The sequence below is a fragment of the Streptomyces kebangsaanensis genome (assembly GCF_001906585.1).
In the GTDB taxonomy this organism is placed as follows: domain Bacteria; phylum Actinomycetota; class Actinomycetes; order Streptomycetales; family Streptomycetaceae; genus Streptomyces; species Streptomyces kebangsaanensis.
Genome location: NZ_JUJA01000167.1, coordinates 129298 through 135555, shown reverse-complemented (window position 1 = coordinate 135555; position 6258 = coordinate 129298). Strand labels below are relative to the sequence as shown.

Genomic DNA, 6258 nt, shown 5'->3' with positions numbered 1-6258 from the left:
GGGGCCTGCCGCGGCCGGGAGCGGCCCCGCCCGGCGTACCGGACGTGCCCGCCGGGCTCGGGGTGCCCGAACTCGTCGCGGAGGCCGCCCTGTTGCAGGCGAGGCTCGACTGGTTCCAGAGCCAGCTGGCCCGCCTCGGCGAGCGCGGGCCCGGCGGCGCGGGCAAGGGATAGCGGGGTCGTCGCGGGGTACCCGGATGTTCCGTACCGAGAGGAGGCGGGACACCGTGACCGGGACGATCGATGCGAGGCCTGCGAGTGAGCAGCACCGCACGGTGCGCGGCCACTCGGCGGGCGAGCGCCCGGTGGGCGAACTCGTCCACCAGGCCACCGAACAGCTTTCCCAGCTCATCCGGCAGGAAATGACCCTCGCCAGGATGGAGCTGGCCCAGAAGGGGCGCCGTATGGGGCGCGGCGGCGGGCTGCTGGGCGCGGCGGGCGCCATCGGCTACGTCGGGCTGATCGCGCTCGCCGGCACGGCCGTCGCCGCCATCTCGCTGGCGCTGCCCGTGTGGGCCGCGGCGCTCATCGTGACGGGCGCACTGTTCGCGATCGCGGGCGTGCTGGCCCTGACCGGTCGCGCCCAGCTGCGCTACGCCGCACCGCCCAAGCCGGAGGTGACGCTCGGCAGCGTCAGGGCGGATGTCGAGGAGATCAAGGAAAGGGCGCACCACCGATGACGGACAGGATGCAGGGGGCGGACGGCGGGTCGGCACCGGTCGCCGGCGCGAAGGGCCCCGACGAACTGCGGCATCAGATCGAGGAGACCAGGAACCGGCTCGGCGACACGGTCGAGGAGCTGGCCGCGAAGGCCGATGTGAAGGGCCGTGCCAAGGCCCGCGCGGCCGACCTGAGGGACAAGGCCGGTGCGATGACGGTCCAGCTGCGCAGCACCGCCGCGCAGGCCGGCCACCGGGTCCAGGAGAAGATGAGCCATGCCGGGCACACGGTCCAGGACACCGCGTACCGGGCCGGACACACGGTCCAGGACACGGCGGGCCGGGCCGGGCACAGCGCCCCGATGAGCGGTGTGAGCAGCGCCGTCCAGGCCTGCCGCCGCAACCCGCGCCCGCTGATGATCGCGCTCGTGGCAGGCGCGGCGCTGGTGACGGCCGGGCTGCTGGTCCGGCGCAACCGCGACTGCTGAGGCCGCGCACTCACCGGCTTCCACCGAAGGCCGCCCCCACCCGAGAGGTGGGGGCGGCCTTCGGTGTCCGGACCCACACGGCTCTCTCCACGACTCCTGTCCGAAAACTCAAATCGTCTGGACAAAAAAAGTTTTCGGTGAGACGGTGGACCCATGCTCGACGTCACCGTGATCGAGGACCCCGAGGCGGCGGCCGTCTCCCTGGACCCCGTGCGGGCCCGGCTGCTCGCCGAGCTGGCGGCCGGCCCCGCGTCGGCGGCCATGCTGGCGGGCAGGGTCGGCCTGCCCCGGCAGAAGGTGAACTACCACCTCAAGACACTGGAGCGGCACGGCCTGGTCGAACTGGCCGGCGAGCGCCGCAAGGGCAACGTCACCGAGCGGCTGATGCGCGCCACCGCCGCGTCGTACGTCATCTCGCCGCTCGCCCTGGCCTCCGTGCAGCCGGACCCGGACCGCTTCCGCGACCAGCTCTCCGCACGCTGGCTGCTCGCCCTCGGCGCCCGGCTGGTGCGCGACGTCGGCTCGCTGCTCACCGGCGCGGCCAGGGCGCGCAAGCGGCTGGCGACGTACGCGCTGGACGGCGAGGTCCGCTTCGCCTCGGCCGCCGACCGGGCCGCGTTCGTCCAGGAGCTCACGGCCGGCGTCGGCGCGCTGATCCGCAAGTACGACGCCCCCGGCGCCGAGGGCGGCCGGGACCACCGGATCGTGGTGGCCGTGCACCCCACGGTCAAGGACCCGGACGGGGCGGCCGCCCCGGAACTCGACGCCCCCTGAACACCCACACCCGGCAGGAGCCCGCCATGTCCCAGGAGTCCGAGAAGGAATTCGAGATCGTCCGCGAGTTCGAGGTCGACGCCACGCCCGAGGAGGTGTGGGCGGCGATCACCACCGGCACCGGCGGCTACCTGTGGCCGACGGACCCGCCCGAGCCCCGGGCGGGCGGCGCCGGACCCTTCGGGTCCACGGTCGTCGCCTGGGACCCGCCGCACCGCTACGTCAACCGCAGCGAGAACACCGGCAGGCCGGGCCAGCCGCTCAACCAGCTCGACCACACCGTCGAACCGCGCGACGGCGGCCGCCGCGCCTGGGTGCGCTACGTGCACAGCGGGATCTTCACCGACGACTGGGACAACCAGTACGACGGCGCGGACAAGCACACCGACTTCTACCTGCACACCCTGCGCGAGTACCTGACGTACTTCGCGCCCCGCCCGGTGGCCTTCACCACCCTGAACGGCCCCGGGGGGTCCACCGCCCCCGACGCCTTCGCCGCCGTCGGACGGGCCCTGGGACTCACCCAGGAGACGGCCACGGGTGCCCGCGTGGCCGTCCGGGGCCCGAAGGAGTTCGAGGCGGTGCTCGACTACCGCGACCCGTACTTCATCGGGCTGCGCGCCGACGACGCCCTCGTCCGCCTCTTCGGCCGCAACCACTGGGGCGCCCCGGTCGGCATCAGCGTCCACGACTTCGCACCGGACGCGGACCCCGAGGCGACCGGGGCCGCCTGGCAGGACTGGCTGAACGGGGTGTTCGGCCAGTCCTGACACGGCCACCGCCCGACTACGGGCGGAACCGCAGCACCTGCGGGTCGTGGTCGCTGATCTGGTCGTGGAACTCCGCGTTGATGTGCACGCTGTCGTACTCGAAGCCGCCGCCGCGCCGGATCGACGGGCTGATCAGGATCTGGTCCAGCACCTGCGCGTTGCCCTGGTAGACGTAGGAGTAACGCTCGCCCCGGGGCAGCGACTTGATCGCCGACCACAGCTCGCCGCCGCCCTCGAGGATCTTCGCCGTCCCGGAGAACTCGAAGTCGTTCATGTCGCCGAGCACGACGACGTCCGCGTTCTTCTCCGCCTTCAGGATGTCCTTGACGAAGGAGTTCACCTCGGCCGCCTGGAGGTGGCGCTGGACCTCCGAGCCGCGCGCCGGCGGCTGGTACTGGGAGGTCAGGCCCTGGTCGCCGCCCTTGGAGGCGAAGTGGTTGGCGATCACGATGACCGTACGGCCGCGGAAGGCGAACTCGCCGGCCAGCGGCTTGCGGCTGGACTTCCAGGCTTCACCGGCCGGGTTGATCCGGCCGGGGGAGACGGTCAGGGCCGCCTTGCCGCGCACCTTGGTGACGCCGGCGGCAGTGATGGAGTCGCCGCCCGGACGGTCGGTGAAGGAGACCCGCTGGGAATTGAACAGGAACACCTGGCGGATGTTGCCGCCCGGCTCGCCGCCGTCCTGCTTGTCGGCCGGGTCGACCCCGCGCCAGTCGTACCTCGGGCCGCCCGCCGCGACGATCGCGTCGATCAGCTTGGTGACCGTCACGCTCGCGTCGACCGTGCCGTCGTCGACGGCGCCGTTGTTGTCCTGGATCTCCTCCAGGGACACGATGTCGGGCGAGCGCAGGTTGTGCACGATCGCGGCGGCGTGCGCGTCGAAGGTGGCGTCGGACGGGTCGAGGTTCTCGACGTTGTAGGTGGCCACCGCCAGCTCGCCGGGGGACTGCTTCCGGGTCGTCTCGCGCTGCAGTCCGCCGCTCTTGAGCGTGCCGATCCGGTTGGCGACGAGCGTGTAACCGCCGAACTGGTTGTAGTCCAGCGGGCCGGTGGTGGGGCCGGCGAGGGTGTCGCCGACGTTCGCCACGGGGAAGTCGGCGACCGGGCCCAGCGACTCGACCTGCAGGCGGCCGGTGTTCTGGGAGTCGTAGGAACCGTAGACCGTGCCGCCGCGGGGGCTGCGGTTCTCGTCCGGCTTCACCGTCACCCACAGCTCGCTGTACGGGTTGGAGGCGGTGACCACGCGGGCGTCGGCGACCTGGACGTTCATGCCCTCCAGGGACTCGTAGTAGTCCAGGGCGTACGTCGACGGCCGCAGGGGCAGGCCGTTGACGGAGCCCTTGGCGGCGGGGTCGCCGGCCGGTGCGTAGGCGGCGGGCACCGACTCGGCGCCGATCACGACCGGGGCCGGGACCGGGTTGCCGCTGGAGACGACGGTGACGGTCGGCTTGGTGATCTCGGTGATCGACTGGTTGCCGGAGGAGGTGCCGCCCGGGACGTACTCCGAGACCGTGCCGGTGACCGTGACGGCGTCACCGACGGCGACCGTCGGGGTGGAGCTGGTGAAGACGAAGACGCCCTCGCTGGTGGCCGGGTCGTTGTCCGGGTTCGGGTCCTGCATCCAGAAGCCCCTGGTGGAGCCGTAGCCGCGTACGCCGGTGACAATTCCGGCCACATCCGTGACCTGCCGGCCAGCGTACGGGGATATCCGGGTGGTGCCCTGGATGTCGTGGATGCGCACGGAGTCCGCGTGCGCGGGAGTGGTGAGAACGGTCATCTGGGTCGCGGCCGCCGCGGAACAGACGGCGACGGCCAGCGCGACAAGACGCGCGGAAGACTTGCTCGACAACGTGAATCCCTTCGGGGACGTGCGGGGGAGCCGGGGCGAGGACGGTGCGTGGAACGAGGACCGCGACCGGGGCGGAGGCGGCGCGCAGACATCGGCGAACGGCTGTCCCCTGAATATCTACGCGCGTCAATTTCCTGCGCGGCAAGGTCCGCTGTCAAGGTTTCGGCCATGGACGGCCGGTGAAGGAGAGATGAATGGGGCGGCATCGGTGGAAATCCGTCTAGGCTGAGCGGTCGAGTCGTACGGCCCCGCATGTCCGCTAGGAGAACCAGCCGATGTCAGACAGGTCCCCGCTCCCGCCGGTTCGGCTCGCCTCCGAACCGGAGCTGGCCCGGGACGCGCTCGCCACCCCGCTGCTGTCGCGCGCCGCGCGGCTCGCCCGCTGGGCCGGAGCCGGTACGCGGGTCGACGCCGACGGGCTGCTGACCGAGGAGCAACTGCCCGCCGCGGCCGGGGTGCTCGGCCTGGGCGGGGACGGCGCGGCGACCCTGACGAACCAGGCGTGGCGGACCGCCGTGGACACCGGGCTCGTCGGGATCGCCGACGAGGAGGCGGGCACCGTCGCGGCCGGCGCCGGCCTGGCCCTGCTGACCGGTGGCTCGCCGCACGAGGTGCTCGCGGTGTGGCTGACCGCGCTGCAGGCCGTGCTGGCGCAGGCGGGCGCGCCCGGCGGCGAGGACCCGGAGGCCGGGGCGGAGTTCCTCGACGAGGTGCTGGCCACCTTCTACCTGCTCACCGCCGGCGAGGGCGGACCCGGCGGCGGTCCGGTGCCGCTGCCCGTGCTCGCCGCATCCGTGATCGTGCCCGGCGACATGGGGGAGCCCACCGACGACGTACTGCGGCAGGTCTCCGAGGCGATGATGTGGCTGGACGAGCGGTTCCGGCTGCTCGAGACGGCCGGTCTCGTCGAATACCGCCCGGTGGACGAGGAGTTGATGACGGACGCCGAGGAGGAGCCGTCGACGCCGGTCGACGAGGCCGACGTGGCCCGCTACGGCATGGTGCGGCTGACCCCGCTCGGACTGTACGGGCTGCGCGCCCGGCTGCTGGAGGCCGGCCATGAGGCCCCGGTGGTCGGCGACTTCGCGGACAAGGGCGCCGACGCGCTGCTCGACGGCACCGCCGCGTTCCCCCCGGCCGCCGCTCACGCGGAGACCGAGCAGTGGCTGACCCGCCGTGAACCCCTCGTCGCCGCACGGGAGTTGCTCGCCGCCGCCCGTGGCGCGGACCCGGGCGCGCCCCTGCGCCGGCTCCGCTGCCAGCAGGCCCTGTCGCTGGTCGGCACCGAGGCCGAACCGGCGCTCAGGGACGTGCTCGACGACCCCGAACTGGGCGGGCTGGCCCGGGTCTGGCTGACCGAGCGCGGCCTGGACGACGTACCGGCGCCGTCCCAGGAGATGATCTTCTGGCTGACCATCGACACGGTGGCCGCGCAACTGGCGGCCGAGGGCGACTCCGAGGAACTGCACGCCCTCGTCAAGGGCCTCGCCGAACAGCACGGCGGCTTCTTCGCGGCGGCCTGGCGGGTGCGCCACCCGCGGACCGCGGACGTGCTGGAGGCGATGGGCCGGCTCCACCCGGACAGGAGGATCGCGAAGGAGGCCCGCACGGCGGCCTTCAAGGCCCGTTCCGCGTACGGCGGTTGAGCCTGCGGTCCGTTCCGCGTGCGGAGGTTGTGCCTGCGGTCCGTTCCGCGCACGGTGGAACGAGCCGCGGCCC

Annotated in this window: 6 protein-coding genes; 5 read left to right on the top strand and 1 reads right to left on the bottom strand. The window is 72.9% G+C overall.

Annotated elements, in window-relative coordinates; genetic code table 11:
• The first annotated feature begins 226 nt into the window (after window positions 1-226).
• From RH94_RS35395 to RH94_RS35380, 4 genes are all read left to right on the top strand, one after another.
• Complete coding sequence (locus RH94_RS35395) at window positions 227-679, top strand: phage holin family protein (RefSeq protein ID WP_073952396.1); 453 nt, start codon at window positions 227-229, stop codon at window positions 677-679.
• Window positions 676-1146: a DUF3618 domain-containing protein gene (locus tag RH94_RS35390; RefSeq protein WP_073952395.1), complete on the top strand. Its 471-nt coding sequence runs from the start codon at window positions 676-678 to the stop codon at window positions 1144-1146. Before RH94_RS35395 ends, RH94_RS35390 begins: the two co-directional genes overlap by 4 nt.
• Window positions 1147-1299: 153 nt before the next feature.
• Window positions 1300-1920, top strand: a complete 621-nt coding sequence (locus RH94_RS35385; RefSeq protein WP_073952394.1) for an ArsR/SmtB family transcription factor — start codon at window positions 1300-1302, stop codon at window positions 1918-1920.
• Between the two features lie 26 nt (window positions 1921-1946).
• Window positions 1947-2690: an SRPBCC family protein gene (locus RH94_RS35380; protein ID WP_073952393.1), complete on the top strand. Its 744-nt coding sequence runs from the start codon at window positions 1947-1949 to the stop codon at window positions 2688-2690.
• A 16-nt stretch (window positions 2691-2706) separates the two neighbouring features.
• On the opposite strand, the gene RH94_RS35375 is transcribed toward RH94_RS35380, so the two are convergent.
• Window positions 2707-4539 (bottom strand): endonuclease/exonuclease/phosphatase family protein, encoded by a 1833-nt coding sequence (locus tag RH94_RS35375; RefSeq protein ID WP_073952392.1) that lies wholly within the window; start codon window positions 4537-4539, stop codon window positions 2707-2709.
• Window positions 4540-4814: 275 nt separating this feature from the next.
• Between RH94_RS35375 and RH94_RS35370 the strand changes: the two genes are divergently transcribed.
• Complete coding sequence (locus RH94_RS35370; RefSeq protein ID WP_073952391.1) at window positions 4815-6185, top strand: hypothetical protein; 1371 nt, start codon at window positions 4815-4817, stop codon at window positions 6183-6185.
• Window positions 6186-6258: the final 73 nt, after the last annotated feature.